Origin of the sequence: Limnospira sp. PMC 1279.21 (assembly GCF_032349615.1) — a bacterium.
GTDB lineage: Bacteria > Cyanobacteriota > Cyanobacteriia > Cyanobacteriales > Microcoleaceae > Limnospira > Limnospira fusiformis.
The window spans coordinates 1-515 of sequence record NZ_JARPLU010000516.1; the positions used below are offsets into that span (position 1 = coordinate 1).

Consider the following 515-nt stretch of genomic DNA (forward strand, 5'->3'; position numbering starts at 1 on the left):
ATGCCCTCAAATCAGGGAAGAGGCAGGACAGGGTGAGCTATAGCACAAGACAGAACACTTAGGACGTATAATGGAGAGGACGAGATGACTAAGAAGACCCAAAATGCCAGCCCCCTATAGTTACGACCTCAGACAAAAAGTTATTGATGCCATTGAACTAGACGGTATGCCCAAAACAGAAGCCAGTCAAGTTTTCCATGTCAGCAGGAACACCATTAATCTCTGGCTGCAAAGAAAAGCACAGACCGGAGACTTCCTCCCTAAACCTCATCACCGACCTGGCAATAACCACAAAATTACCGACTGGCAAAAATTCAAGGCTTTTGCCCAAGAGCATGGCGACAAAACAGCAGCTCAAATGGCTGAACTTTGGGATGACGACATCTCTCCTCGCACCATATCCAGAGCCTTGAAGAAAATTGGCTTCACCAGAAAAAAACTTACGGCTACCAAGAACGTGATGAGCAACAGCGAGAGGAGTTTATGGCTCAGATTGAACAGATGGAGCCGGAAGG

The 515-nt window shown here is 47.0% G+C and carries 1 pseudogene; it reads left to right on the forward strand.

What is annotated here, in order from left to right:
- Positions 1-103 precede the first annotated feature (103 nt).
- Positions 104-515, forward strand: a pseudogene (locus P5683_RS25725) (IS630-like element ISAtsp1 family transposase); the annotation flags it as partial.